Source organism: Natronosalvus rutilus, assembly GCF_024204665.1.
Classification (GTDB): Archaea; Halobacteriota; Halobacteria; order Halobacteriales; family Natrialbaceae; genus Natronosalvus; species Natronosalvus rutilus.
In genome coordinates this window covers 314,845-339,965 of sequence record NZ_CP100356.1, presented here as the reverse complement: position 1 = coordinate 339,965, position 25,121 = coordinate 314,845, and the positions used below count along the sequence as shown (strand labels likewise).

22 protein-coding genes and 1 pseudogene are annotated in these 25,121 nt (G+C 58.5%); 10 read left to right on the top strand and 13 right to left on the bottom strand.

All coding sequences use genetic code 11. The features are described from left to right. Positions 1-394: 394 nt before the first annotated feature. From NGM29_RS19970 to NGM29_RS19960, 3 genes and pseudogenes are all read right to left on the bottom strand, one after another. Positions 395-1,699, bottom strand: coding sequence for a tyrosine-type recombinase/integrase (locus NGM29_RS19970; protein ID WP_254160943.1), 1,305 nt, complete (start codon positions 1,697-1,699; stop codon positions 395-397). A gap of 251 nt (positions 1,700-1,950) precedes the next feature. Beyond that, positions 1,951-2,076, bottom strand: a pseudogene (locus NGM29_RS19965) (IS6 family transposase); the annotation flags it as partial. An 89-nt stretch (positions 2,077-2,165) separates the two neighbouring features. After that, a complete protein-coding gene (locus NGM29_RS19960; protein WP_254160941.1) occupies positions 2,166-2,954 on the bottom strand; it encodes an MOSC domain-containing protein in 789 nt (262 codons plus the stop codon). A 150-nt stretch (positions 2,955-3,104) separates the two neighbouring features. Between NGM29_RS19960 and NGM29_RS19955 the strand changes: the two genes are divergently transcribed. Both NGM29_RS19955 and NGM29_RS21380 read left to right on the top strand, forming a co-directional pair. Then, positions 3,105-3,743, top strand: coding sequence for an alpha/beta hydrolase (locus tag NGM29_RS19955; protein ID WP_343233707.1), 639 nt, complete (start codon positions 3,105-3,107; stop codon positions 3,741-3,743). Beyond that, entirely contained in the window at positions 3,740-3,991 is a 252-nt protein-coding gene (locus NGM29_RS21380; RefSeq protein WP_343233706.1) for an alpha/beta hydrolase fold domain-containing protein, read from the top strand. The genes NGM29_RS19955 and NGM29_RS21380 overlap by 4 nt, the downstream gene beginning before the upstream one ends. A gap of 316 nt (positions 3,992-4,307) precedes the next feature. Here NGM29_RS21380 and NGM29_RS19950 read toward each other — a convergent pair whose 3' ends face one another. After that, positions 4,308-5,540: a Zn-dependent hydrolase gene (locus tag NGM29_RS19950; protein ID WP_254160939.1), complete on the bottom strand. Its 1,233-nt coding sequence runs from the start codon at positions 5,538-5,540 to the stop codon at positions 4,308-4,310. A 244-nt stretch (positions 5,541-5,784) separates the two neighbouring features. Then, entirely contained in the window at positions 5,785-7,134 is a 1,350-nt protein-coding gene (locus NGM29_RS19945) for an aspartate aminotransferase family protein (RefSeq protein WP_254160937.1), read from the bottom strand. 211 nt (positions 7,135-7,345) lie between these two features. Between NGM29_RS19945 and NGM29_RS19940 the strand changes: the two genes are divergently transcribed. Further along, positions 7,346-7,813, top strand: coding sequence for an MOSC domain-containing protein (locus tag NGM29_RS19940; protein WP_254160935.1), 468 nt, complete (start codon positions 7,346-7,348; stop codon positions 7,811-7,813). A gap of 81 nt (positions 7,814-7,894) precedes the next feature. On the opposite strand, the gene NGM29_RS19935 is transcribed toward NGM29_RS19940, so the two are convergent. The 5 genes from NGM29_RS19935 to NGM29_RS19915 form a co-directional block, all read right to left on the bottom strand. Then, entirely contained in the window at positions 7,895-8,914 is a 1,020-nt protein-coding gene (locus tag NGM29_RS19935; RefSeq protein WP_254160933.1) for an LLM class flavin-dependent oxidoreductase, read from the bottom strand. A 235-nt stretch (positions 8,915-9,149) separates the two neighbouring features. After that, the gene (locus NGM29_RS19930) at positions 9,150-9,977 is read right to left on the bottom strand and encodes a nitrilase-related carbon-nitrogen hydrolase (protein WP_254160931.1); all 828 of its coding nucleotides are present in this window, start codon (positions 9,975-9,977) and stop codon (positions 9,150-9,152) included. A 94-nt stretch (positions 9,978-10,071) separates the two neighbouring features. After that, positions 10,072-10,503, bottom strand: coding sequence for a GNAT family N-acetyltransferase (locus NGM29_RS19925; protein WP_254160929.1), 432 nt, complete (start codon positions 10,501-10,503; stop codon positions 10,072-10,074). Between the two features lie 44 nt (positions 10,504-10,547). Beyond that, entirely contained in the window at positions 10,548-11,621 is a 1,074-nt protein-coding gene (locus tag NGM29_RS19920; protein ID WP_256548195.1) for an MFS transporter, read from the bottom strand. A gap of 236 nt (positions 11,622-11,857) precedes the next feature. Continuing rightward, positions 11,858-13,024 carry an MFS transporter gene (locus tag NGM29_RS19915; protein ID WP_254160926.1) on the bottom strand — a complete coding sequence of 389 codons (1,167 nt, stop codon included), beginning with the start codon at positions 13,022-13,024 and terminating at the stop codon, positions 11,858-11,860. Positions 13,025-13,477: 453 nt separating this feature from the next. Here NGM29_RS19915 and NGM29_RS19910 point away from each other — a divergent pair, with 453 nt between their 5' ends. Genes NGM29_RS19910 through NGM29_RS19885 form a run of 6 tightly spaced genes read left to right on the top strand, consistent with a single transcriptional unit; the run spans position 13,478 to position 20,648 of the window. Continuing rightward, complete coding sequence (locus tag NGM29_RS19910) at positions 13,478-14,353, top strand: branched-chain amino acid ABC transporter permease (protein WP_254160924.1); 876 nt, start codon at positions 13,478-13,480, stop codon at positions 14,351-14,353. After that, positions 14,350-15,372, top strand: coding sequence for a branched-chain amino acid ABC transporter permease (locus NGM29_RS19905; RefSeq protein WP_254160922.1), 1,023 nt, complete (start codon positions 14,350-14,352; stop codon positions 15,370-15,372). The genes NGM29_RS19910 and NGM29_RS19905 overlap by 4 nt, the downstream gene beginning before the upstream one ends. Further along, positions 15,369-16,085 carry an ABC transporter ATP-binding protein gene (locus NGM29_RS19900; protein ID WP_254160920.1) on the top strand — a complete coding sequence of 239 codons (717 nt, stop codon included), beginning with the start codon at positions 15,369-15,371 and terminating at the stop codon, positions 16,083-16,085. The genes NGM29_RS19905 and NGM29_RS19900 overlap by 4 nt, the downstream gene beginning before the upstream one ends. Before the next feature lie 7 nt (positions 16,086-16,092). Next, positions 16,093-16,827, top strand: a complete 735-nt coding sequence (locus NGM29_RS19895; RefSeq protein ID WP_425499274.1) for an ABC transporter ATP-binding protein — start codon at positions 16,093-16,095, stop codon at positions 16,825-16,827. Positions 16,828-16,875: 48 nt separating this feature from the next. Continuing rightward, complete coding sequence (locus tag NGM29_RS19890; protein WP_254160916.1) at positions 16,876-18,882, top strand: hydantoinase/oxoprolinase family protein; 2,007 nt, start codon at positions 16,876-16,878, stop codon at positions 18,880-18,882. Further along, positions 18,879-20,648, top strand: coding sequence for a hydantoinase B/oxoprolinase family protein (locus NGM29_RS19885; RefSeq protein ID WP_254160914.1), 1,770 nt, complete (start codon positions 18,879-18,881; stop codon positions 20,646-20,648). The genes NGM29_RS19890 and NGM29_RS19885 overlap by 4 nt, the downstream gene beginning before the upstream one ends. Here NGM29_RS19885 and NGM29_RS19880 read toward each other — a convergent pair whose 3' ends face one another. Further along, positions 20,649-21,413: an SDR family NAD(P)-dependent oxidoreductase gene (locus tag NGM29_RS19880; RefSeq protein WP_254160912.1), complete on the bottom strand. Its 765-nt coding sequence runs from the start codon at positions 21,411-21,413 to the stop codon at positions 20,649-20,651. A gap of 16 nt (positions 21,414-21,429) precedes the next feature. Between NGM29_RS19880 and NGM29_RS19875 the strand changes: the two genes are divergently transcribed. Next, positions 21,430-22,269 carry an SDR family NAD(P)-dependent oxidoreductase gene (locus tag NGM29_RS19875; protein ID WP_254160910.1) on the top strand — a complete coding sequence of 280 codons (840 nt, stop codon included), beginning with the start codon at positions 21,430-21,432 and terminating at the stop codon, positions 22,267-22,269. A 1-nt stretch (position 22,270) separates the two neighbouring features. On the opposite strand, the gene NGM29_RS19870 is transcribed toward NGM29_RS19875, so the two are convergent. After that, entirely contained in the window at positions 22,271-23,584 is a 1,314-nt protein-coding gene (locus NGM29_RS19870) for an ABC transporter substrate-binding protein (protein ID WP_254160908.1), read from the bottom strand. Between the two features lie 156 nt (positions 23,585-23,740). Beyond that, positions 23,741-25,039, bottom strand: a complete 1,299-nt coding sequence (locus NGM29_RS19865; RefSeq protein ID WP_254160906.1) for an ArgE/DapE family deacylase — start codon at positions 25,037-25,039, stop codon at positions 23,741-23,743. Between the last annotated feature and the right edge of the window lie 82 nt (positions 25,040-25,121).

Here is a 25,121-nt window from a genome sequence, read left to right as displayed (position 1 = left end):
ATTCAGTGTAACCCTATAGGATTCTTGGAATCAAAGATTCTGTGATTCAGCTATTCAAGACTCCATGTAGTCCCATACTCACTGAATTATTGATTCATGGATTCAGTGAATTAGTGTTATGGCGCTGCAGCTATCTCGGAATCAAATAGTCCATGACTCTGGTATTCTTGATATCATAGAATCATTGATTCTCTGATTCATAACTTCATGGACTAATGGACCAGTGGGGGAGTTTGCTATAGCATTCACTCCTCCTGAGGGTCCTCGATCCATTTATTCGACTTCCAGTATTCATGGATTCGAAGAATCACTGAATCTCTGATTCATCGATTCATGAACTCCCTGACCCAATATTCCATCAGAGACTTTATTTGGCCAAGAGTATCGAAAGCAATTATCTCCCGTGGAAGGCCGCGCTCAATTGTTTCTGCATGAACTCTCTGCGCACTCGCCGAGATCTCGAGTCTGAAAGATAGTTTTGCATAACCACACGAGGATCGTTACTCCCTTGCTCAGAAGCGATTTCGTCGACACCTTCGAGAACGCCCTCAAGGACTGTTGTATAGGTATCGTACCAGAAACGACGACAGAGCTGTGGACTCGGCCGTTCTCCTTGGATCCGGTCAGGGAGACTCGCCTTCGATGCAAGAGTTTGGAACCAGTTCCGGATCGTATCCCGCGTTACGTGTGGTGTTTTCCCCTGTGAAGATGGAAACAGGTACCCTGTCCACGTCTCATTGTCCGCTAGCTCATCGATTCGGGAGCCGAGCATGTCCATCCCGAAGAGTAGAGACACTTCACCAGGTCCGTTCTTGCGGTTCTCGAACGCGATGAAGGGGACGTCGTCTGCAGGGACGTTACGGTGGAACTGCGAGATATGGAGTGCAGCGACCTCGCTTGCTCGAAGTCCCCAACCCGCTAATGCCACTAGTAACAGCCGCTCTCGCGTCGACGTTGCCGCCTGCATCAGTTTCCGAATATGGTCAGCTGAAAGAGCTGGAGTCGAGGAATCTTCAGCTTCCCATTTGAATTCGTCGTAGAGGCCGCTCGCCGGATTTATCGAGGCAATACGTCGTCCCACCAGATGCTGGTACCAGGCGTCGACGACCCGTCGCACACGCTGGAGGGTCTGGCCACTGTATTCGTGTTCTGCTCCTTCGTTCAACCAGTCGAATGCTGCATAACACGCGTCAACGGCTTCGTAAGCTGGTGTCTCCCGATCCCGTTGAATCGGTGTGAGGAGGTCGTCTGTGTCGTTCGCTTTCCTGTAGGCACGAACGTAGAGGTTCAGCCGCGTTCGGAGCGCGTCGACGGATGACGTCGCTAGACTGTATCGGGATTTTCGGCGCTCGAGGAACTGTTCGAGAGCGTCGATTGTTGCTTCATCTGCGGTTGCCCACGAGTAACCCTCATCATCGTTACCAAGCCCGAGATCCTCTTTCCAGAACTCCCCGAAGGACCGGTCGTGATGGCGCCGGAGAGCTGCGAGAAATGCCCGTGCGTTGTGATCCCGAAACCATTGATGGGTGGGCTTCTCGCTCGTTGAATCGATCCCGTTTGCCTCGAGGCATGGGGCGATCTCGTCCCAGTACAGGTCTGTAAAGTCCTCGAGCGAACACGACGTCCATCGAATGTCCTCGAATGAAGGCGCCCGATCTACGTCGGTCTCCCCTTCCTGCTCGGCATCTAATTGGCTCATTGGAGCGTTCTCTGCGAGTGTCGGCTGCTCGTGACCGTACTGGAGAAGAATTCAGCTATAAGCCTTTTCGCGGTCCGGTATTGGGATTCTAAGCGTGGCATTTTCAGCGTGTTTAGCGTTTTAGTTGAAATTCTTATTAATCTGTGGGTTCGGCCGACTGGCAGAGTCTGCTAAACCCACGCCAAACCGGGTGAGAAAATACGACGAGTGAATAAATCCTATAACGCGATATATTTTCTACCCATCGATGATCGAAGCACGGTCCCGTCAACCGCAACGCGATTCGGGCTTCGACCGTCTGTGAGCTGTAGATCGGCCTTCTGCACCCAATCGTACACAGCTTTGCGTGAGCGTTCGACACCCAGGCTATCGAGGAGTTATCGACCATGAAAACGGATGGAATTACCATCAATCGGAAAGAGTCCGTTCCCGGCGTTCGAGCGGTCGCCGAACTGCTGAGTCGGGGTCACTTGTCGAGAATCGTGACCGAATCTCCGACTCGAAGCGCATGCTCGCTACCGTCCAGTACCGACAGGCCGACCGTCAGCGTGAAAAAGTGGTCGAAGACGTCCTCCGATGCCCACTCGGGGAACGTCGCCTCGCGGTTCTCGACGAATATCCGCTGGAATTCCTCGTACTGTTCGCCGGTGTGTGGGTGTCGTGCCGGAACGATACAGCGAGGAATCGGCTCGGTCGCCGCGAACGTGATGTCACCGATCTGGATCCGTCGTCCGTCACCGGTGACCAAGCGATCCTCCCAGAACGGAGGGGTATCCGAGACGACTAAGTTCGGGCGAAGCCGCAATCGCATCTCCTCGGGGTCGATTCCGTCGAACCACGACGCCACTTCGCGGAGGGTGGCTTCGCTGACAAGTGTCGGCCCTGTTTTCACGTCGCCCCCGTAGACGGCACCGTCTGTCAGTCCGCCGCCAGCCTCCCGTTCCAGCGACACCGACATTTCAAAGTACTCGGACAGCCAGGACTCGAATTCGTCATCGTCGTCTTCAAGGTCGAACCGTCGTTCCCGGGACTGGGGGGTGTGGAGGATGACCGTCCCATCGTCCAAATCGTACTCGGTCCGTAAGCGGTGAACGCGATCAGTACTCTTTCCGTTGATGTAGTTCCCGTCCTCGTCGACGAGGGCGTAGGTCCGGTCGTTTTCGAGTCCGCCGATGCTGCTGATTCCGCTACGGTTGAGTTCGGTCGGATCGAGCGCCTTTATTGGGAAGGCTGCAATCTCAGAAAGTGTTGTCATACACCACATATTATCCTGATCGTACATCGGCGTTTTGGTGCCACGCCGGTCGCTCGACAAGCCACCACTGTTGAGGCGTGAACTACCCGATATCTTGGTAGACGTGTAGCCATCCATGGGTGAACGAGTCGCGACCCAACCTGAGCCACAATGACAAACACGTTACACCCACAGGCCCGCGCCGCGCTCGACGAACGCGAGGACGCCGGCATTCCGCCGGGGTACGCTCTTTCGACGGCCTGCTATCGCGAGCAGTTCCGTGAATCGATGACCACTCAGTCGACCGTGCCAGTCAAGACTAGCGTCGACGTCTCTATTCCGGGACCGGCCACGGATATCCCCGTTCGCACGTACCATCCTGGGGGCGACGACTCACTACCTATCGTGGAGTTCTTCCACGACGACGGGTCGATGCTCGGCGACCTCGACTGCTTCGACAGCCTCTGCACGCGACTCGCCGACCAGTCGGGGTGTCTGATCGTTTCTATTGGATACCGGCTCACTCCGGAACATCCGTTCCGCGCGCCGCTCCGCGATTGCTACGCGGCAGTCTCGTGGCTCTCCGTACACGCTGCCAACATCGGCGGCGACCCGAACCGTATCGCCGTGAGCGGCACCTCCGCCGGTGCAGACCTCGCCGCCGCCATCGCGTTGCTCGCCCGGGACCGCGACGGCCCATGCATCAGCCACCAGGCCCTCCTCTACCCGCCGTCTCGCCGCACGGCCTGGTCGAATTCGAGGGCCACCAGACGTACGCGACGGGGTACGGACTCACTGCCGAGAGCATGAAGCGGTTCACGGAAGCGTACGCTCCAGACCAGCTCGACCGCCGCAACGCGTACGCGTTCCCGCTGCAGGCACACGACCTCTCAGGTTTCCCGTCGGCGACGGTCCTCACCGCGGAGTTCGACCCAGTTCGGGACGAAGCGTTCGCGTTCGCCGACCGGTTGACAGCGAATATCCCGGTCGGCCACCACCACTATGACCGGATGATTCACGGTTTCCTCAGCTTCCCCGACGCAATCGACGCGGCCTAGGACGGAATCGAGATAGTGGCCGCAGACGTGCGTGCAGCGCTCCAAGAGTCTTGACACAGGAGGGTCACGGTTCGGACGTGTAGGCCACAATGGACGTCGAAGCACCAACAAATGACGGTCCACGGCCGTCGTCTGGTCGGCAGCATCGGCCTGTGAACGGCTGCGTTCAAGCGTGTAATCTATGATGCTGCTTGCTATAGGAATTAGGTACCTGATATGACTGTCGACAAGATGGTGGAGCGATCTTACCGACGTGAGAGCGGTGTCGACGATCTAGCGTCTGCTGGTGACGCAGATATGCGGTCCACTGTCGACCTTACTCTGTTGCGAGTTCGAACGCTGCGTTTGCGAGCGTGTTCGCCGCTTTGTAACAGTCTGCCCAACTGGTGTACTCTTTTTCACTGTGGCTCTTGCCGTTTTCGGAGACGGAGAACACCATCCCGGTATCCATCAACTTGTGCATGTGCGTCGCGTCGTGACCGGCTCCACTGAAGATACGCATGCTATCATAGCCGAGTCGGTCTGTTGCGCCCGCTACAGCGCCGACACACTTATCGGCGAAATGAACGGGATCGGTCCACATACGATCCTCGTACTCCCAGTCCACCCCTTCACGTTCGCTGGCGTACTCGGCTTCGGTGAGTACACGCTCTCGTGCCGCTTCGATGATATCCGGATCCGGATCGCGAATATCCCAGGTGAACGTCACCTCTTCGGGGATGATGTTGATCGAGTTGGGCTTCGCGTCGATATAGCCCGTCGTTCCAACGGTGCGTTCTCCGAATGTGCCGGGGATACGCCTGATTTGGGTGATGACGTCTGCGGCGGCGACGAGCGCGTCACTTCGATAGTGCATCGGGGTCGGACCGGAGTGGTCGGCCTCTCCGCAGAACGTTATGGCTCCCCACGTGAATCCTACTATTCCCGTAACGATTCCCACCTCGGCGTCGTGCTCTGCCAGATATGGCCCCTGTTCGATGTGGAGTTCGAGATACGAATCGTACTCCTTCTGTGGTTCGGCCGGGACCGACCCCTTGTAGCCGATTCGCTCGAGCTCTTCCTCGAAGACGTTACCCTCGGCGTCAGTCTGAGCGTACTGTTCGTCCAAGGCGTGTTCTCCGGCCCACACGCCCGATCCTTGCATCGCAGGTTGGAATCGGGAGCCCTCCTCGTTCGTCCAGTTGACGATCTCGATCGGGCGTTCCGTTTCGATGTTCTCTTCATTCAGTGTACGAACCAGTTCGAGAGCAGCGACGACTCCCATCGCACCGTCGTAGATACCACCGTACGGCTGTGAGTCTAGATGCGAACCGACGAGAACGGTACCCGCGTCAGGGTTCCGCCCCTCTCTGTAGCCGAACATGTTGCCGAACTCGTCGACAGTGACGTCGAGATTCTCTTCTTCCATCTGCGTAGTGAACCACTCGCGGATACGCTTGTCCTCCTCGGAGAGCGTAAGCCGGTAGAGGCCGCCGTCCTCTGTCCCCCCGATATCTGCCTGTTCTTTCATCGTCTCTACGAACCGCTCTCTGTCTACGTCGATAGACATGTGTTTCAGAGATGGTGAGATATGTTATAAAATTCCCCCACACCCGGCCGTTATCTAGACCATATCTTGCATTTACTCGGTATCTGTGGGTCGACGGTCATGACATGAGCGTCGAGCGATCGGAGTCGATAACCCCCTCAGGTACCCACTGTACCATCTGCAGAGTTTCACTACTGTAACTTCCAACCACACGGAGCACTCGGCCGATGGACGCCGACTTGGGAGGTGCGTTCGGTGTGGGCAACTACTGTGGGTCGACTGCGGACCGTATCGCTTCGCAGATCACGTTCATAGCGACTTCCGTTTGCCGATCGGTGATTACGAGCGGCGGAATCATCCGAAGTACGTTTCCGCCCCGCCCCGCACTCCAGACGAGTACGCCGTTCTCGTAGCACCGTCGCTGGATTTCTTCAACCAGCTCGCCTGAGTCGCCTCGGGCCCTGAATTCGACGCCGACGAACAGTCCCCTGCCGCGGACGTCGGTTATTTCGGTGACGTCCTCTGCGAGTTCGTCGAACCGGTCGCGAATCTGCTCGCCGAGTGTCTGCGCGCGCTCGAGCAAACCGTTCTCCTCGATGTACTCGATGGCTCGAATACCGCCGACCATCGCGGGAACGTTCCCGCGGAACGTGCCGACGTGGCCACCGGGCCCCCACGTGTCGAACTTCTCGTGATACATCATCGCGCCGATGGGGAGACCTGACCCACCCAGTGACTTCGCCATGGTGATAGCGTCGGGAGTGACTCCGAAGTGGTCAGCAGCGAACCACTTACCAGTACGTCCGATACCCGTCTGAACCTCGTCGAAGATCAACATCGCGTCGTTGTCGTCGGCGACGTCACGGAGGCCCTTCAGGAACCCGTTTTGCGGGACGACGACACCGCCTTCTCCCTGGATCGGCTCGACCCAAATACCGGCCGGGGTCTCGTGACCACCGTATGGGTCCTCGAACTTTCGCGCCACTGCGTCGAGTGCTTCCTCGACTCCGACGTCGTTCGAAGGTGCCGGATACGGCGCATGAACCGTGTCTGGAAGTAAGGGTGCGTACCCCGCTTTGTATTTCTTCGCGGCTGTGAGTGTGAGCGCTCCCGAAGTCGTTCCGTGATAGGCCCCCTCGAATCCGAGCATGCCGTGGCGTCCCGTGTTGTGTTTCGCGAGCTTAATCGATCCCTCGATGGCGTCACTCCCGCTCGGTCCTCCGAAGATCACCCTGCTGTTTCCGCTTAGGTTGCCCGGCGCTATCGAATCGAGTTTATCGATGAGGTCAAGTCGTGCCTCTGTCGGGAAATCGACGGTGTGGGTGTACCGGTCGAGCTGTTCGTGAACTCCCTCCAGGACGTACGGGTTCGCGTGACCGACGTTGAGAACGCCGATGCCGGCGAAGAAGTCGAGGAAGACGTTCCCGTCCGCGTCACGGACTGTCGCCCCTTTCGCGTCTTTCAGAGCGATCGGTACGCGATTCGGGTACGCGACAGCGCTGCTGTCGATTTGCTTTTGCCGTTCGATCAACCGCTCGGAGTTCGGTCCAGGGACGGTGTTGACGTCGGGTTCCTCTGAAAAGTGCAGTTCCTCGATAGGTGGACCTATGGTCATATTAACCATTTCCCGCCACGTGCTATATACTTTTTCTTGTGTGTAAAATTCACACACGCATAAAATAAACGGACGGTTATCGGATATTAGACCGCTTCTGGTGTTTTACCCCCGACACCTCCCGCCTTCTATCGCCACCGTATTCATAGTACTCAGCTGGATACAAGTCCGAACCGGAAGAATTTATTCGTTTCGGCAACCATGAGTGACTATGAATGGTATAGGGACCGTTGAGGCGATACACACGGCTCCAGAAGCTGAGCATCCGATGGAGTCGAAGAACGTCGTCAGAGCGGTTGCCGAAAAGGGTCTCCGAGGTGATCGATACTTCAAGCAAGCGGGAACGTTCTCTGACGTGCCGCGCGGTGGACTAGAAATCACGTTCACCGAGGCAGAAGCTATCGAAGCAATCGTGCGCGAGGCCGACATAGCGTTGGGATTCGCCGACCACCGACGCAATATCACGACTCGTGATGCGGCGCTCAACCACTTAGTCGGAGAACGGTTCCGCGTGGGAGACGCCGTCTGTGAGGGTGTGCGTCTCTGCGAACCATGCGATCACCTCCGGCGGCTGACCGCCGACGGCGTCATCGAGGCCCTCGCTCATCGTGGTGGTCTCCGGGCGGAAATCGTCGAGAGCGGCACTATTCGAGTCGGTGACGCTCTTGAACCGCTCTAAAGCTGGCGAGACTCCTTCGACGTCCGCGGCAGTGAAGGGCATCGGTCCGCGACTCTCTCCTAACTGAACTGTTTGGCCGATTTATACTACCTTGTCGATGACTTCCTCGCCGAACAACTCGACCGACCGACGAAGCCGTTGTCCGGACAGCCCCGGGAGCGTCAACCGCGCGACGAGGCGATAGTCGTCTCCAAGGCGGTCACGGCGCTCTCTAACTTGATCGAGGACTTCCTCGGGGGATCCCACGAGACACTCTTCACGCAGGTCTCCTTCCTGTTCCGGAGGTAATTCGGCCGGTTGTGGAGTTCCAGTCGCCCACTCGATGTACTGGCGTTTGATGTACCACGCGTGCTGCTTCGCCTGCTCCCACGGTTCGGGTTCTTCTGTGACATACGTGTACCGCCACTCCGCGAATCCGGTCTCCTCGGAACTATCGGCTTCTTCCTGATAAAGCGATTGTCGGCGGCTTAGTTCGTCCAAGGACGTTGGGGTCGCAAAGTACCCGTTTCCTATCGTCGCCGCTCGTTTCACCGCAGCATCGACTGTGCCGGCGATCCAGATCGGAACGTGTTCTTGGACCGGCTTCGGACGGACGTCTACTCCGTCGTACTGGTGAATCTCCCCGTCGTACGAGATCGGCTCGTCGCTCCAAGCCTGCCGTAGGACGTCAATAAGTTCCTCCGTATATGGCACCCGTAATCGCTTGGGAACGCCGAACGCCTCGAACTCCGGATCCGTCCAGCCGATTGCGAGACCAGGCTCGAATCGACCGTTCGAGAGGAGATCGATTACGGCGGAGTCTTCAGCGAATCGGAGTGGCTCGTAGAACGGCGCTAGCGCGATTCCGGTTCCGATACGCATAGTACTGGTCCGAGTCGCTAAGGCCGCACAAAAGGGGAAGACCCCCGGTAGGTATCCGTCTTCGACGAAGTGATGTTCGCTCACCCACGCCTTTTCGAACCCCACGTCCTCGGCGAGAGGAGCGAGGTCTAGGAGTTCTCTATACCGCTGACTCGGCGTTTGATCGCTTCCCGGTGGTACCTGACAGGTGAACAGCCCGATATCGAAATGCACTATGATACGACTGGGCTGGAGTGACATTAACATTTCCATCCGAATCATCAAAATACCGTCGTATTGTGGTGCGGACACACACACGAACGTATCAAACTACTCAATACCACGAGATCTGTTGAGGTGGAATGACGCACGGTTCCTCACTCGTACGCTCCCTCGATAGTTTCGATCACACGGTTTTATGCCACAGCTATTCTACGACCCAACTGTCCGACGATGACTGGGGTGGTAGCGACCGATACGCCCAACGAGACGATGGTTATTCGAAAACGAGTCGGTCACTGAACGGTCGCACCGATGCGGAACTCCGTGACTTACGGATCAAATCCACGTCGAGGCGCTGTACACCGACTGCGTGTTCGTCTGCTGGCAGCGTTAGCCGCGTCCCGTCTGGACCGGCGATATCGTCACATGGTGCGAAACAAGAAGCACGCCCCGTCCCACACTTCTGACCGTGAGGATGAGTCCCCACCAACGGAACTTGGAGGACGTAGGCTTGATTCTCGACCGCACGGGCCGCTGAACACCGGGAAACACGCTGATAGCCTGCCACGCTTCCGGTTAGGGACGGCAGCGCGATAACTTCGGCACCGCGTTCGACTACGTCTCGGACCACATCTGGGAACTCCGCGTCGTAGCAGATGAGTACGCCGGCAGAGACGCCGTTGTGCTCGAAAATAGGCCCTCCGTGTGACCCGGATGCGACCCCATCCTCTCGCTCGGCCGGTACCGGTCGCTGTTTCGTGTACGTCCTGAGCGATCCATCGGGCAACGCTATCGGTGCACGGTTGTACAGTTCACCCTCATCGGACACCCGATACGATCCTCCGACGATAATCGCGTCTCGGTCACTTGCCTCGCCTGCGAGTTTATCATGGAACTCCTCTATCTCGGAACTCCTCAGCTGGTACTCTTCGCGACTGTTCGACATGGCGACGTCGTAACCGATCAACTCCGGGAGAATATACATGTCAGCGGGGCCGCAACGCTCGAACAGACCGGTTATTCGCTCCCAGAACGCGTCGATCGTTTTCACACTGCCGAACGCATACTGACACAGTGCAACGTCGAACGTGGTTTGGCTCATGCGGCGAACCTTACTGTTAAGCAATGAAGTATTTATCTAAACCCCTTCAGAACCGCACGGGTGGCGTAGTACCTCCCGTAAGGGGCTCTGTCGATCAATCGAGCTCCTTTCGAAAACTGTAACAGAACTTTTCGTAGCCGTGATCTTCGTAGAACTCGTGTGCACGGTCCCGCCAGAGTCCCGATTCGAGCGCGACGTGGTCACACGATTCCTCCCGCGCCCACTCGTCTACAAACTTGAGGAGTTCACCTCCGAACCCCTCGCTTCGGCGGTTCTCGTCGGTTACCAGATCGTACACGAAGAGATGGGGGCCAGAGTAGAAGTTGTGGTTGCGTGTGCCGCCGACAACCGCGACGATCTGAGAGTCCTCGTACAGAGCGAAGAGTCGGTATCCCTCTTCACGCATCGTCTCGAGTCGGTCGAGATACCCCTCGACTGAGAGGTGATCACGAAGCTGAGACAGTACCGGGTACGCGTCGCGAAACTCGGATACCGTCGTCAGTTCTCGAATATCGACATCGTCCATGCACTGTCGTTAACACGGGCTGGCAAAGCTCTTGCTGAACACGGTTACCCCCGCCGAATCGTGTGTCGAACCGTGAGGGTCAGCCCCACGGCGATGACTCCGACCAGGGCAGCGACGAAAAACGCGACGCGGTATCCGAGCACGGTATATGTCCTCGATCCCGCCACCAACTCACCGGTCCAATATGCGTCGAGCACCCATCCAAAGAGGATCGGAAACACCGTACTGCCAGCGTACCCGAGCGCGTTCACCAAACCGATCGCGGTTCCGCTCACGTCGCCGGCGTGACGCTCTTTCACGATGGTGTACGAAAGCGAGAACCCGCCTACGAGCAGCATCTCGGTGAACAGCACCACACCTACGACTGTGAGGGGCGGCGTTCCGAGAACACCAAGGAGGGCGAACGCGGAGGCGAACAATATCCCGGTTACGAGAACGAGGTCTACCCGGCGACCGATGTGGTCCAAGAGACGGCCGATCCCAACAGAGCCGAGTAACAGCCCGACGTTTGCGACCAACAGGAGCGTCGATGCTCGTTGCACCGGGAGGTGATAAACGTCGACTAAATACGGAATCGCCCAAAGTCCGACGACCGTATAGTGGATACCGAGCCCGCAGAACACGATCATGCCAATGGTCCACGTGAGACGGTCAAATAGGACGAGACGGAGTGTCGAGAACAGATCCGATATCGACTGGCGCGATTCGTCGCTCGGGTCGGACTCGACGTCCGGAAACCCTGCACGGGCTGGCGTGTCATCCACGATACGGTACGCGAGGAGAGCGAACAGCACGCCGATGACCCCGAGACCAATCACTGAGAGGCGCCAGCCAGCCGCCTCGATTGCCACCGCAAGCGGTGCCGTCGCTAGCATCCCGCCCAGCGCGGACGTCGCGACAGTGAGTCCTGTAACGGTCGCAAACTCGTCAGCCCGAAACCAGTCCGCGGCGTACCGAAGAATCGGGACGTAAAGCAACCCGCCGCCGAGCCCAACGGCAAGGCGAGCGGCGAACGCCACCGCGTAGGTATCGGCCAACCCGAATCCGATTGCTCCCAAACTCATGATGAGTCCCCCGGCAAGGGTCGTCTGCCGGGGACCATACCGGTCCGCACACACCCGCGGGGAGTTGTCCTGCCGCGTACAGGTAGAAATACCCTGCGTGAAGAATGCCGAGACCCACGCCAGTACTGTCGAATGCGCGGGCGACGTCTTCTGAGAGCACAGCCATCGACGTCCGATGGAAGGCCATCAGGAGATACGGCACGACGAGCGCGGCCCATCCGACCCATCGCCTTTTCCGAAACGCCGTCGAGTACTCTTCGGCGTGAGAACCGTCCAAGCGGGACATAGACCTACTCCAACCTCGCAAATGCCACGCTGATGATCATGAAGGCGACTCCCGGGAGCGCGAGGATTCCGAACCCAGCGAACAGTGTGGTCGACTCGAGGGTTGCACCGACTAGAACAGGGCCGAGGAACCCACCGATAGCACCCACGCCAAAAATCATACTGATGACAGTACTCAACGTGTCTTGAGACACGAGTTCCATCGGAAGAACTCGGAGAAGCGGGGAGATTCCCCCGAGTGCAAGTCCTGAAACGATTCCGACGCCGACGAGCGGGAGGAGCCGCGTGGAGAACACTGCGAAGCTAACCATCCCGAACGTGAAACTGACGCCGGTCGCACCGATGAACGCCGCCCGGTGGCCGACACGATCGGACAACGCCGGGACGACGAGTGTCCCGAGGATCTGGCCCGCTATGAGAACCGCGACGAGTTGGGAAGCCGTCTTCGCTGAGAAGCCACGCGTCGAGAGCAAGGTGGCGAGCCATCCGAGGGTGCTGTGAGTCGCAAACAGATACATGAAGCCGGCGGCGACGAGTGCGAGGATACCCGGTTGGAAGAAGAGCCGGCGGACGGTGGCTACCGAAGGAGGACTGGATTTCTCGGCCGTTGAATCGCGTTCGTAGAACACGAGCCAACCAGCCGCAAAGACCATTGCAGGGATGCCTGATAGCGCGAATGCGGGCTGCCACCCCCCGACGAAAGAGGACACTTGTGGCATAACGCCGAATGCGGCCAGACTACCGAACTGCGCGCCGACAGTCACGATTCCGATCGGTGTGCCCACCTCGTCTGCCGGGAAATACGATGACAACGCCCGAGGAAGCCCGTAGGTGACTGTGGACCCACCCAGCGCGATGACTATCATCGATGCGAAAAGCAGTGGAAATCCGCTGGCGACCCCGCGAAATGCGGCCGCAAATCCGAGGACGGCAACACCGACCCCCATTGCAGGACCGGGGCCAACCCGATCGACGAGTGGTCCCATTACCATCCAAGTCAGCGCCATGACCGCCGAAACCGCGCCCAAGAGAATGCCCGTCGCCAGTGAGGTCATCGTCACCTCCTCGAGAACGCGGGGGAGGAGTGCGGCCAGAGTGTACCACGCGAAAGTAAAGGAGAAATACAATCCCCATCCGAAGAACGTCACGACCCAGCGGTGGTGACGGTTCATCCTTGGGCGACAGAATCGGTAGCGTTTGTAGAGACGTCCGATCCTACCGGGCAGTCTAACCACTCGGCGGACCTCCCTTCACTACGGGCTTTGCTGCCTACTGCCGAGACGGACAGGTCACGCAATGCTCCGTCCTCGGGCGTCAGTTCGAGTCGGTCGATCCTGCCGTTTTCTACCGTCTCAGCAGTAGGACGTCGCTCGAACGTATCTCGTAATCTCCTCCCGTCGGCCGTAATCATATCGGACGCAGGGTCACGAACGCTCTTAACTCCTCGGTGCAGCGGACATTCTCCGCGCTGTACCGACCGGCAAATTGGGTTCGAGGATTGCCGTGATGTAGGATACAATTCCAATATTCGGCTATAGAAAGAATAGTGCGAAGAGAGTGGATCAGTGTGTACCCCTGCCGGCGAGTAACAAGAATTATATCTATGCTAGGAACAACCAAGTAGCATGGTAGAAACACTGCTGTTACTCCAGCAGATAATCAATGGTCTCCTGTTCGGTGGCCAGCTCGCGCTAGTCGCCATCGGACTCACCCTCATTTGGGGGGTGACCCGGATACTGAACTTCGCACACGGGGCAATGTTCATGCTCGGGGGGTACGCTGGTTTCTTCGCGTACGAGTTCACTGGTAGTCTGCTCGTGGCCATCCCGGTTGCAGCGCTCGCCCTGTTCGTTATTGGGGTCGGAACGGAAGTTCTTGTCGTCCGTCAACTCCGTGACCGAGACAACACCGAGATTGCGGCCATTATCGGCACGTTCGCGATAGCGGTCATCGCCGAGAATCTCATGCGGTATCTTTACCAGACCGATCGTCGTTCGATTCCGACGCTGACGACCGGTATCTGGCAATTTGATCAGATCATCCTCATCAAAGAACAGGTGTTGATGTTCACGCTCGCACTCGTCTCTCTCGGAGTCCTGTTCGCCGTTATCCGGTACACCAAACTCGGCATGGCGATGCGTGCGGTCGCTCAAGACACAGATACGGCCCGCCTCATGGGTATTCGATCAGACCGCATCTACGCACTCACGTTCGGTGTGAGTGCGGCACTCGCTGGCCTCGCCGGAGTGCTCTTGTCCAACACGTACAGCATCTACCCGGGGGTCGGTTGGAGACCGTTCCTCTTCGCGTTCATCGTCGTGATCATCGGGGGTCTCGGGAGTGTCCGAGGCACGCTTCTGGCAGCCCTCTTCATCGGCGTCTTTCGCAGTCTCAGTCTCACGTTCATCTCGTCGCAACAAGCAGAGATGCTCCTGTTCCTCGTTATGATAGCAATCCTTATCGTCCGTCCCACTGGTATCGGAGGTGTCATCGATTCGTGAGCACCGTTGACGACATCAAACTCGCGCTCCGGCGTAGTCGAAAACAGGCCGAGGAAGACCTCTTCACCCCCCGTGGAATCCTCTTATTTCTCGGCGTCGTTGCAACACTCCTCGTGCCACTCTTCGCCGGACCCTATCTCCAAGGCGTCGTCCTCCAGATGTACATCTTCTTCCTCGCAGTGGCTAGCTGGAACTTCATCGCGGGCTACTTCGGGATGTTCAGCTTTACCCACGCCGCACTCTTCGGCATCGGCGGATACGCTACCGCCGTCTCCGCTCTCGAACTGGGCGTCAATCCGATCGTCGCGATCGTGATCGGTGGAGTCGCTGGCGGCTTGTTCAGCCTCCCTATCACCATACCGGCGCTCCGTCTCGGCGGGTCGTATCTCGCGATGGTCACGCTGGCGTACGCCGAGATTATTCATCTCGCAGCCATCTCCTTCCGCGACATCACCGGAGGCCCGACTGGCCTTACAGGTTTTACTGCGATGTTCGGCGGTAGCCGGTTCCAGTTTTTCTACTTCACCGTCGCCGTAGTTGGCCTGTTCCTTGCCGTTCAGTACGTGCTAACCGTGTCTCGGTTCGGGCTTATCGCACGCGCGATTCGTGAGTCAGAAGACGCGGCCCAGATGCTCGGCAATAACACTTACCGGCACAAGCTAGCCGGGTTCTTCGTCGGGTCGGCACTCGCAGGCGTTGCTGGCGGCCTCCAAGTCTACAACGTCTTGATTATCTCACCGCAGATGCTCCAGATCAACCAGATGATCCGGTTCATGGCGATGACCGTGATCGGTGGAATCGGTATCTTTAGCGGCCCGATCGTCGGTGTCGTAGCGGTGCTCGGCCTCTCGGAACTACTCCGCGGGTTCACCAGCATCCGTCTCCTGATCTGGGGATTCCTTCTGTTGATCATCATCCTATTCGCTCCGAACGGAATAATGGGCAGTAGCGTGCAGTCAGACCTGCTCAAAGAACAGGCCAACACCGTCCGTAATGCGCTCCGAGGAGATTCCAAATGACCGACGATACAATCCTCAAAACCGACTCACTCGTAAAAACCTTTGGCGGCCTGACGGCTGTCGATCAGCTCAGTTTCAGCGTGACCGAGGGAGAGGTCGCGGGTCTCATCGGCCCAAACGGCGCGGGGAAATCCACCACGTTCGACCTCATTACCGGCTTCCACAAACCCACCAGCGGTAGCGTGTCTCTCAAAGGTAAAGACATAACGGGCGGGAAGCCGTACAAGATTGCGACCAGCGGTATCGGACGCACCTTCCAGGATACGAAACCGTTCGGGAAACTCTCCGTTTTCGAGAATATGCTCGTGCCGCAGACGCCCGATGTCAGCGGCGATGACAAAATCGAGCGCGCAAACGCGATCATCAATAAACTCGATCTGAACGGCGTGGCCGACGAAAACGGCGAAGACCTGAGTGGTGGACAGAAGAAACTTCTCGAACTCGCCCGGGTACTCATGTTGGACCCCGACCTGCTGTTGCTCGACGAACCGAGCGCAGGCGTCAATCCCGCGCTCATGGACGACATCCTCGACCACATCAAGGCGCTAAATCGAGAAGGACACACTATCCTCGTCATCGAACATGACATGACCGTCATCGCCGAACTCTGTGATACGGTCGTCGTGATGAGTAACGGAGACGCCATCGCGGAAGGTCCCTTCAAGGAGATACAGCAAGACGAACGCGTGCGAAACGCCTACTTGGGAACATAATACTACCATGAATCAACACACGTCACCGGCGATCCAACTGAAGAACGTAGATAGCGGGTACGGCGAAAACCAGGTCCTTCACGACCTCACGATGGACATAGACGCGGGGCAGGTAAACTGCATAATCGGGCCAAACGGTAGTGGGAAGTCGACGGCCCTGAAGGCTATCAACGGCCTCATCCCCATCTGGGATGGGACGGTCACTATGTTCGGCGACGACATGACCCACGCGTCGCCTCGTGAAATTGTCGAATTTGGGATTATCACGGTTCCTCAGGGCGGTCGAGTGTTCGCGGACATGTCTGTCCGAGAGAATCTCCGACTCGGTGCGTATCTGGAGGACGACGACGAGTTCCTCTCGGAGCGATACCGTTATGTCTACGACATGTTCCCCATTCTCAAGGAACGGGAGTCACAGCTTGCGGGGTCGATGAGCGGCGGTCAGCAGGCGATGCTCGCGCTCGGGAGGGCACTCATGTCCGATCCCGAGTTTCTCCTCCTCGACGAACCGAGCGCCGGACTCGCTCCAAACCTCATTGACGACGTGTTTGATCACCTCACGACACTCAAGGATGCGGGGGTAAACATGCTTCTCATCGAACAGAACGTACGGAAAGTCCTGAACATCGCCGAGTACATTTACATCCTGGACAACGGCCACGTCAGGTTCGAGGGTGGCAAAGACGAACTGACAGACGAGGACGATCTCGTCGAGATGTATCTGGGCCGGCGGTCGACGTAACTTACCTTCCACAGAACTTTTTTAAAAGTGGGGGTTACCTCATAGTGTATGGGACAAACACCCACGGGTATCGATATCGGAGGAACTTTCACTGACTTCATCAGTGTCGACACCGACGACGACTCCTATCAGGTGGTCAAGACGCCGTCTACGAAGGACGCACCCGAACGCGCGGTCGGGGACGCGCTCTCCGTAAGTGGTGTGACGACTGCGAGTCGTATCTCCCACGGTACGACCGTCGTCACGAACGCGATTCTGGAACGGGCTGGCGCTCCGACCGCACTCGTCACGACAGCAGGCTTCGAAGACATGTTCGTGATCGACCGGCAGGATCGGACGGATATCTACGACCTGCACTACGACAGGGGTGACCCGCTCGTACCCCGGTACCGTTGTTTTGGCGTGGGAGAACGCATTCACTCCGACGGCGAAGTCGTCGAACCGCTCGACCTGGAAAAGCTAGACGAGGTCGTCGACGTGATCAGAGCCACCGACGCCGAGACGGTAGCAGTCAGCTTCCTTCATTCCTATGCGAACGACGAACACGAACGGGAAGCCGCGGACTACCTCCGCGACTGCCTCGACATCCCCGTCTCGCGGTCGAGTTCCGTCCTCCCGGAGTTCAGAGAGTACGAGCGGACGAACACGACCGCTGTCAACGCGTACACCCGGCCGGTCGCGGAGGCGTACCTCGAACGTCTAACCGACGAAATCGACGCCCACTGCGACGCCGCCGAGACCCTCATCATGCGTTCTGACGGCGGCGTCGTTCCAGTCGAAGAGGCGGCCACCCAGCCCGTGTATCTGGGCGTGTCTGGCCCGGCTGCCGGGGTCGTCGCGGCCACCGAGGCAGCCCAAAACGCGGGCACTTCAGACGTGCTCACCTTCGATATGGGCGGGACGAGCGCGGACATGAGCCTGGTTCGGAACGGCGAACCGGAACTCACGACAGAGGGCGCTATCGGCGAACAGTCTGTTTCCGTTCCAATGTACGATATCAGGACCATTGGTGCTGGTGGCGGGTCGATCGCGCATCTCGACGACGGCGGACTGTTGAAAGTCGGGCCGGAGTCTGCGGGTGCGGACCCCGGTCCGGCGTGCTACGGACGGAACGGACCCGACCCAACGGTAACGGACGCGAACCTCGCACTGGGGCTGATGGATCCGGAAGCGACCCTCGGTGGAGGGGCCATCAACCTCTCACTCGATGCCGCGATGGACGTCCTCGAGGAACTCGGAGCAGCCATCGACAAAGACCCACTCGCGGCGGCAGAGGCCATTTACGAACTCGTGAACATGAACATGGTCGAAAGCGCTCGCGTCATCAGCGTCCAACAGGGCATCGACCCGAGAGATTTCTCCCTCGTGGCTTTCGGCGGCGCTGGCCCGTTACACGCGCCCTACATTGCCCGCGAACTCGGAATGCGATCCGTGATCGTTCCGCCTCAGCCGGGTATCCTCTCTGCGGTCGGTCTCCTGTACTCCGACGTCCGCCGTACCACGAGCAAGACCGACATCCGGCGTCTCGAGGAGGTCACTCGCGAATCGCTCGCAGCGACGTTCGATCGGCTCGAGAGCAATGTTGGAACTAACATAGCCCTACCGGACGACGTAACCGTCACGCGGACCGTTGATGTCCGCTTCGCAGGTCAGGCCCACGAGGTCCGTGTCGAGGTGCCCGAGGAGATAGATGCGTCGGTCACCGAGCGGATCGAGTCCGAGTTCCGGACTCGTCACCGGGAAAAATTCGGGTTCGTCATGGGAAGTCCGATTGAACTCGTCACCTTTCGAGTCGCGGTTCTCGCACCCACGGACGTCCCACGCCTCGACTGGTCAACGACCGAGGACGCACCGACTCAGAAACGCGAAGTGTTTCTCGACGGCGAGTTCCACGAAGCGACAGTCCTCGAACGGAGAGCGCTCGATCCGGAATTCAAGACCGACGGACCCGCCCTCGTCGAGATGCCCGATAGCACAGCGGTAGTCCTTCCGGACCAGTCCGCACGCGTGGACGACTCCCAAAACCTCATCGTGGAGACGGGGGGTGAACGATGAGCAACCCGATGCGGGAATCGGACGATATCGACCCGGTCACACTCGAGATACTGCGAAACTCACTCCAGAATGCCGCAGAGGAGATGGGCGAGACGTTACTCAGGACCGCTTACTCGTCGGTCATCAGAGAGGCCAGAGACTGCTCGACGGCGCTTTTCGGTCCCGACGGTGATCTCATCGCGCAAGCCGAACACATCCCGATGCATCTTGGGTCGATGCCATACGCGCTCGATGCGAACTTCAAGCGAGCGGATGAACTAACCGAGGACGAAATCCTCATCTTCAACGATCCGTACCACGGCGGCCAGCATATCGTCGATATCGTCGCGTTCCAGCCCGTGTTTCTCGACGGAGAACGTGTGGGATTCGCGGGCAGTATCGCCCATCACATCGATATGGGCGGCGGTGGTGCGGCCAGCCTCGGACCGGAGGTTGCGACGACGTATGGGGAGGGATTTCGTTTCCCACCACTCACGCTCGATTTGAATAGCCGCGAGTTCGAGCACTTCGTGGATACGCTCGCGACTAACGTCCGCGCATCGGAGTACGTCGTGGGCGATTTCAACGCACAGCTCTCCGCGAGCCGGCGCGGTGTCGAGCGACTCGAAGAAATCGCGGGCAAGTACGGGACGGACCTGTATCTCGAGGCGCTGAATAGCCTCGACTCGTACGCGGAACGCTTCATGCGGTCACGCATCGCCGAGCTACCAGACTCGGCCGGTACCGGCACGGAAACAGTCGAAGTGGACGCGCCGGAGGCGGTCGCAGACGCCGACACGACGGTGCGGGTGGAAGTGCGTGTAAATGGCGACGAAATCGGCGTGGACTTCGACGGAACGGCACCAGAGGTCCCGGGGTACATCAACTCGCCGATCGCTTCGACGCACTCTGCGGCGTATTTCGCGATTCTCGCGGCTCTCGGCGGGTCCGACCTCCCGATAAGTGCCGGTATCTATCGACCTATCGAGTTAACGGTCCCCTCGGGAACGATCGTGAATCCGACGGAGCCAACGGCGACTCGCGCTCGGATGAAGACTGCAGGCCGGGTGTACGACGCCGTTCTGCAAGCGCTCGCTCAAATCGCGCCCGAAGTCGTTCCGGCGGGCGCGTTCAACAGCACAACCCCGATCGTTTTCGGGAAACAGTTCGAGGGTCACACGGAGGTGTTCATGGATCTCCCCGGCGGTGGCTGGGGCGGATACGCAGGCGGTGACGGCGCACCGGCTACCACGAACCCCCTCGAGAACGAACTGAACATCCCAGTCGAAGCCCTCGAACAAGACCACCCGTGGCTTTGCGTGAACGCGTATCAACTCCGGACCGACAGCGGAGGGCCCGGAGAGTTCCGAGGAGGTCTCGGCGTCCGCCGCGCGTTCGAAGTCGTCGACGGACCGGCTACCGGAACCGGCTACACGGGTCGTGTCGAGAACGGTGCGGGGGGTGTGAACGGAGGCAAGCCCGGCGGAACCGGCCGTGTACGCTGTAACCGATCGACCGGGACGTCAGAGGATCTCGGGACGACGTGGGAACTCGACCTCGCGAGCGGCGACGAGGTTGAAGTCGAAATGGGGGGCGGAGGTGGTTACGGATCGGTCGCCTACCGCGATATAGACGCAATAGCCCGAGACGTGGCCAGCGACTTCGTTTCGTTCAACGGGGCCGTCACCGATTACGACGTGGAGCCCGCTCAGGTTCGCGATGCGCTCGAATCACTCCTCGGAACCGGCTACGACGCCTTCGCCGAGTGGTACGGCTGGAGCGAGTGATTACCAACTCGTCCAGCCACCGTCGACCGGTAGGGTGTGACCCGTGATGAACGAGGCTGCGTCGCTTACGAGATACGCGATGGCCTCTGCAACGTCTTCCGGTACGCCGAGTCGCGGAAGCAACGTTCGGTTGGTGGCCGTCTCGTAGTCGATCCCACGCTGGGGGACGCGGTCCTTCCAGACGGCTTCGTTCATCGACGTCTGAATGAACCCCGGAGCCACTGCGTTGACCCGAACGCCGTCCCGCGAGTAGTCGACGGCGAGTTGCCGGGTGAGACTTGTGATCGCTCCTTTGGCGGCGGCGTAGTCGGCGGTCGCCGGGTAGCCTCGGATCCCCGCGATAGACCCGACGTTCACTATTGCGCCGGAGCCCCGGTCTGCCATCGACGGGGCGAGGACGCGACACACGTTGTAGGTCCCCTCGACGTGGACAGCGAGGGTCCGTTGCCAGTCTTCCGGCGAAATCTCGTGAATCTTTCCGTTCCCACCGACGCCGGCGTTGTTGACGGTGATGCTCACCGGCCCTTCTCTGGCAGCTACGTCAAGTGCAACTGCAACGTCTTCGGCCGAGGTGACGTCACCGACGACCAGTTCGCCGTCCTTGACGACATCGTCGAACACCGGGCCGTCGTCATGGGGTTCAGCGTTCAAATCGAGACCAACGACGTATGCGCCGTGCTCGGATAACGTGGAGGCCGTCGCCCGACCGATACCCGCGCTGGCCCCTGTAACAAACGCGACATCTTCACTAAAGTCGAATCTCATCGTACGCAGGTAACGTGTGATATACAATAAACATGCTCATACCCTTATAACGGCCGGGTGTGTGGTGAGACCTATGCCATCGGTTCCGAACATCGTTGATGGGATAACACTGGACGACACACACGCGATTGTAACCGGCGCTGGTACCGGCATCGGCCGGTGTATCGCGCGAACGTTCGCGAGCGCGGGCGCGGACGTGTCTGTCCTCGATATCGTAGAGCAACCGCGAAATGAATCTGAATCGACTGCGGAGGTTATAGAGCAGAACGGGGGAACCGCACAGTTCGTTGAAGTGGATCTCACCAATGCACACTCAGTGGAAGACGCAATCTCGAATGCAGAGGCTGCCTTCGGTCCGGTCGAGATCCTCGTGAACAACGCCGGAGTCAATCATCTCGGTAGCGTGACGGAAGTCGATATCGACGAGTGGGACGAGACGGTATCGGTGAATCTCCGAGGCGCATTCCTGACCGCGCGTTTCAGCGTGGAGTCACTCGTCGAGACTGAAGGCTGCATCGTCAACATTGCGAGCGGTGCGGGCCTCCACGGATCACCGGGGTACGCGGCGTACGGGCCGTCGAAAGCGGGCCTCATCAACCTGACCCGCCAACTGGCCCGAGATTACTCGTCGGATGGAGTACGGGTGAACGCCGTCGCTCCCGGAGTGATTGACGCCGGGATGGCAGGCCAAGAACTCGAGGATCCGGACACAATCGCGTACAAAGAAGAGAACACGCTGCTGACCTATTTCGGCGACGCACAGGACGTCGCGAACGCCGTAACGTTCCTCGCGAGCGATACCGCGTCGTTCGTAACCGGCGAAACCCTCGTCGTAGACGGAGGGTGGGACGCGTAGTCTAGTAGTACGACTCGTCGATTTCGTGCTCTCCCACGTTGAACGGCCACACGAACCTGTTATTCCCGTCCTGAATCTGATGACCCAACGCCGGGATCGTATCCTTCCCGTAGAGCGCCTGGTGGAACGGACCGTCCTCCGTCCAATCGAAGTAGCCGGCAGACCCTTTTATCTGATCGAGGCCGAGGACTGCCTCCGACCAGGAGTCGACCGTCAGATCGTCGAGGCTTCCGATTTCTTCCATCGCCGCCTTTATCAGCATGAGGTTGTCCCACGGAAGCGATCCGCTCGATCCGGGAACTTCCTCCCCGTACTCGTCGTCCCAGGCTTCCACGAGCCCGACGTCTCTGGCGAATTCCGGAACCACGCCGATGTTGGCCATCCACATGACGCCGTTGGCCGCATCTCCCGCCAAGTTGGCGAACTCCGGATTAGACGGGACGAACGTCTGCATGAAGTGAGTGTCTCCGAAACCCATCTCACGGAACTGACTGACGAGGTTCGCTGCCGGTGACGGCGCCGTCTGGACCGCCCACACCACGTCCGGCTCATTCGATTTAATTCGAGTGAGCAGAGACCGGTAGTTGGTTTCGTCGACGGCGACTTCGTCGGTCGAAACGACGTCCCAGCCGTTTTCTTCCAAATTCTCGGTGGTCGATTCCATAATCGGGAGTCCGTAGGACGTGTCTTCTGCGATCAACGCGATTCGCTTGTTCTCGAACGGGAAGTAGCCCACGCCCTCGTCTTGAAGGTCGTTGAGGAACCCGTTCCATCCGATGCCGTAGGCCTCGGACGGCGGAGACATCTTAAAAACGTTCTTCATGTTCTGGGACTCCATCTTCTCGTTGATGGACCCACTCACCGAATTCGAGATCATCTGGGGGACGTCTGCCGAGTACGTCACCTCCACGACGGCCAGGGAAACGTCGGAGTGGAACCCGCCGGCGATCATGTCGACGTTCTCTTGGTTGATAAGGTACTCAACCGCGGACTTCCCCGTCGATGGCTCGGATTCGGAGTCGCCGTATACGACTTCCACGTCGTAGCCGGCCATCCCTCCGTCGGCGTTGATCTGCTTTTGAGCCAGGTCGAAACCCAGCTTCATCGCTTGACCGATGTTCGAGGCGGGACCGGTAAGTGGACCGTACGCACCGATTTTGATCGTATCGCTGTCACCGCCGTTCGTACCGTTCGTGTTGTTGTCTCCGTCACCGCCGTTTCCGTCACTGTCGTCATTGCCGTTGCCGATACACCCTGCAAGACCGGCGATACCTGTGACACCTACTGCTTTGAGGATTTTGCGCCTGTTAGTCATTGTCTCGTCAACAACCTATTTTTACCCTCAGGTGTATATAAGTATGGTGGATGTTGTTCTCTCTCATACGGTGTTTGGGTTCCAGTTCGAGGAAGGATGTCGTACTGGGATGTGTATATTAGAGAAAATAGAACGAAAGAGTGTCTGGATTACGCGTTATCGTTCGCTGATACCACAGTAGTCCATGGCGGTGAAAGCGAGCGTTTGAGCGGTTTCTACGAGCGAATCCATTTCGACGTACTCGTCGGCACCGTGCAGATTCGTTCCTCGAGGTCCAACGGTCGGGCAGGGAATGTCGTAGTACAAGTTGTAGAAGCGCTCGTCGAGACCGGCGTCACCGCCGATGTATTGGCCGGACTCACCACAGATATCTTCGGCGTGCCCCTTGGCTAGCTGTACGATTTTGGCACTCGTATCGACTTCGTGTGGTTCGGCACTCCACCCGAACCATTCGATCTCCGGTGGGTTCGCCGCCAGCCAGTCGTCGGAGTCAGTCACCGAGGTGAGAGTTTTTTCGACCTGTTCACGGATGTTCTGTCTTTTCTCGCCCGGAGGCCATCCGATGCGGCACTGAATCTCCGCTCGGTTTGGTACCGTTGAAGGCCAGTCACCCGCTTCGATCGTTCCGATATTGAGGTTCGTCACCTCGCCTTCGGCGTCACTCGTTCGGTTTGTCACTGGTTCATACGACACGCGTTGTTTTCGCTGCTGGTCGAGTCGCTCGAACGCATCTACGATCTTCGACATCTTCACGATCGCGTTCACGCCTTTGTACCCCCGGGCGGCGTGCGCAGCCTTCCCCTCGACGGTCACTCGGAAGTACATCACACCTGCGCTCGCGATGCCGATGTTCGGAATCCGGTATGGTTCCGGAATGATGGCCGCGTCGGGTTGATATCCCCGCTCTAAGGCTGCGAGGACTCCGCCTGCGCCGCCCGCCTCCTCTTCGATAGTCGACTGGAGGATTAGGTCGCCCTCGAGTTCGATATCGAGTTCGTCGAGGACGCGGACGGTGTGGATGTAAGCCGCGATCCCGCCTTTCATGTCCGCTGCTCCTCGGCCATACATCCGGCCATCGATTTGGGTAGTGGTCCAGGGATCGTAGGTCCACGCGGACTCGTCAGCCGAAACTACGTCGATATGTCCGCTGAATGCGAGCGATTGTCCGTCGCCGAACCCTTCTCGCACGGCGACCACGTTCGGACGGCCGTCGTAACCGACCTCTTCCGTTGTCGAAGTAGTAAAGAATCCAGGGTGATCAGCCAGCTCAGACGGGTCTGGTTCCCAGATGTCCGGGTCTAGACCCATGTCTGTGAACTTCTTCGCTACAATTTCCTGTGCAGGCCCTTCGTTGCCGGTAATAGACGGCGTGCTCACTAGCTCGCCGGCGAGATCGAAAATATCCTCTTGTTGCTGCTCAATACGGTCGTGAACGGCTTCTTTCAGGTCATTCATTGTGTATCGCGTACTCAGACAGACCAGGTGTCTTGGCCACGTATCATTACACGGTACGTGGAGGTATATCAAGTTTCCTTCG

Coding starts and splice junctions, on each gene's coding strand:
- NGM29_RS19970 (WP_254160943.1), bottom strand. CDS start 1,699: ATGAGCCAATTAGATGCCGAGCAGGAAGGGGAGACCGACGTAGATCGG.
- NGM29_RS19960 (WP_254160941.1), bottom strand. CDS start 2,954: ATGACAACACTTTCTGAGATTGCAGCCTTCCCAATAAAGGCGCTCGAT.
- NGM29_RS19955 (WP_343233707.1), top strand. CDS start 3,105: ATGACAAACACGTTACACCCACAGGCCCGCGCCGCGCTCGACGAACGC.
- NGM29_RS21380 (WP_343233706.1), top strand. CDS start 3,740: ATGAAGCGGTTCACGGAAGCGTACGCTCCAGACCAGCTCGACCGCCGC.
- NGM29_RS19950 (WP_254160939.1), bottom strand. CDS start 5,540: ATGTCTATCGACGTAGACAGAGAGCGGTTCGTAGAGACGATGAAAGAA.
- NGM29_RS19945 (WP_254160937.1), bottom strand. CDS start 7,134: ATGACCATAGGTCCACCTATCGAGGAACTGCACTTTTCAGAGGAACCC.
- NGM29_RS19940 (WP_254160935.1), top strand. CDS start 7,346: ATGAATGGTATAGGGACCGTTGAGGCGATACACACGGCTCCAGAAGCT.
- NGM29_RS19935 (WP_254160933.1), bottom strand. CDS start 8,914: ATGTCACTCCAGCCCAGTCGTATCATAGTGCATTTCGATATCGGGCTG.
- NGM29_RS19930 (WP_254160931.1), bottom strand. CDS start 9,977: ATGAGCCAAACCACGTTCGACGTTGCACTGTGTCAGTATGCGTTCGGC.
- NGM29_RS19925 (WP_254160929.1), bottom strand. CDS start 10,503: ATGGACGATGTCGATATTCGAGAACTGACGACGGTATCCGAGTTTCGC.
- NGM29_RS19915 (WP_254160926.1), bottom strand. CDS start 13,024: ATGAACCGTCACCACCGCTGGGTCGTGACGTTCTTCGGATGGGGATTG.
- NGM29_RS19910 (WP_254160924.1), top strand. CDS start 13,478: ATGGTAGAAACACTGCTGTTACTCCAGCAGATAATCAATGGTCTCCTG.
- NGM29_RS19900 (WP_254160920.1), top strand. CDS start 15,369: ATGACCGACGATACAATCCTCAAAACCGACTCACTCGTAAAAACCTTT.
- NGM29_RS19895 (WP_425499274.1), top strand. CDS start 16,093: ATGAATCAACACACGTCACCGGCGATCCAACTGAAGAACGTAGATAGC.
- NGM29_RS19890 (WP_254160916.1), top strand. CDS start 16,876: ATGGGACAAACACCCACGGGTATCGATATCGGAGGAACTTTCACTGAC.
- NGM29_RS19885 (WP_254160914.1), top strand. CDS start 18,879: ATGAGCAACCCGATGCGGGAATCGGACGATATCGACCCGGTCACACTC.
- NGM29_RS19880 (WP_254160912.1), bottom strand. CDS start 21,413: ATGAGATTCGACTTTAGTGAAGATGTCGCGTTTGTTACAGGGGCCAGC.
- NGM29_RS19870 (WP_254160908.1), bottom strand. CDS start 23,584: ATGACTAACAGGCGCAAAATCCTCAAAGCAGTAGGTGTCACAGGTATC.
- NGM29_RS19865 (WP_254160906.1), bottom strand. CDS start 25,039: ATGAATGACCTGAAAGAAGCCGTTCACGACCGTATTGAGCAGCAACAA.